The organism is Companilactobacillus keshanensis (genome assembly GCF_003946205.1).
GTDB classification, from domain to species: domain Bacteria; phylum Bacillota; class Bacilli; order Lactobacillales; family Lactobacillaceae; genus Companilactobacillus; species Companilactobacillus keshanensis.
This window is the reverse complement of the sequence record NZ_RHOS01000048.1, coordinates 1-1,137: the sequence shown is the minus strand read 5'-3', so window position 1 is coordinate 1,137 and position 1,137 is coordinate 1. Positions and strand designations below refer to the sequence as shown.

1 protein-coding gene is annotated in these 1,137 nt (G+C 33.9%); it reads right to left on the bottom strand.

Going from position 1 to position 1,137, the window contains the following annotated elements:
* Positions 1-58: 58 nt before the first annotated feature.
* Positions 59-994 (bottom strand): replication initiation protein, encoded by a 936-nt coding sequence (locus EKM64_RS11330; RefSeq protein WP_125678582.1) that lies wholly within the window; start codon positions 992-994, stop codon positions 59-61.
* Positions 995-1,137 lie beyond the last annotated feature (143 nt).

The following is a 1,137-nucleotide window of genomic DNA, read 5'->3' as shown; positions in this document are numbered from 1 at the left end:
TTTTTCCCTAATGGCTTGTTTTGATACACCAAACTCATCAGCAAGTTCTCTAATAGTTTTAGGCATGATTTCCAAACTCCTTTCGGAGTTCAGCAAGTGCTTCTTGTCTTGCTTGATCTCTTATTTTTTTATCGTGCTCGGCCTGTTTATCAGCCAATGCTTGTTTCTCAGTAGAGCCTAAAGTTAACCCCTTAACATTGTCAATGGCGCGCCATTTTTCCTGCTCTGTTAATTCACCATTATGCTGAATGTTAAAGAGTTTTTGACGCTCATCTTGTAATTGGCCTTGTGAGAAATCATTGGCATCTTTCTTTTCGGGTTTCCAGGTAAACGAATAGCCAATAACTGGTTTCCCACGCCCTTTACCATATTTTTTTCTAATAGTTAGACCCCTAAAAAGAGGCGTAAGTTCTTCTTTAATGGGTTTTATAACAAATTTATCGACGTTAGAGGGACTATTCCAGTAACTTTTGGGCATATCTAGTAATTCAAAAAAGTCTTCTTTAGAAAAATAAGCATATCCAGTGGTTCTGAACTGTTTTAGTAACCGAAACATTGTTTTTGCGTAACTACTTTTTAAATCTCTAAACTCTGCCAACGCATAACGAACCCAACTTTCAAGCTTGTTTAAAAGGGGTAAAGCACGTTCATAAACTTTTACGTCTACATAAGGTTCTTCTGCATCTCCATCAATTTTAAATTCTGTAAACAAAACAAAAAACTCTCGAGTTAATCCACTTTTACTTCGTCTACCAAAATGTAATCCCATCATTTTTTCATAAGTTCTCTGAATGTCATCTTCAAAACGGTTATTTGCAGTAGGTTTATAAGCACTTAGCTCTTTTAATTGATCAAAAGTAAAACGAATGGTCTGATCACTCTTATCACGCATACGAGAAATAATCGAAAAAAATAAATTCATTTCAACTGGAGTAAATTTTCGAAGTGGAATGGTATTTAACTCTGGATCATATTTAATAATTTCATTTCCCATGCTGTACCTCCTAATGATTACAAATTAATTTTAGATTATGTTTATCAAGTAGTCAACTTTATAATTCTACTTGATAAACAGACAAAACCTACTTGATAAACAGACAAAACCTACTTGATAAACAGACAAAACCTACTTGATAA

What these genes read in the sequence shown, in the direction of transcription:
- EKM64_RS11330 (WP_125678582.1), bottom strand. Translation starts at nt 994, where the DNA reads ATGGGAAATGAAATTATTAAATATGATCCAGAGTTAAATACCATTCCA.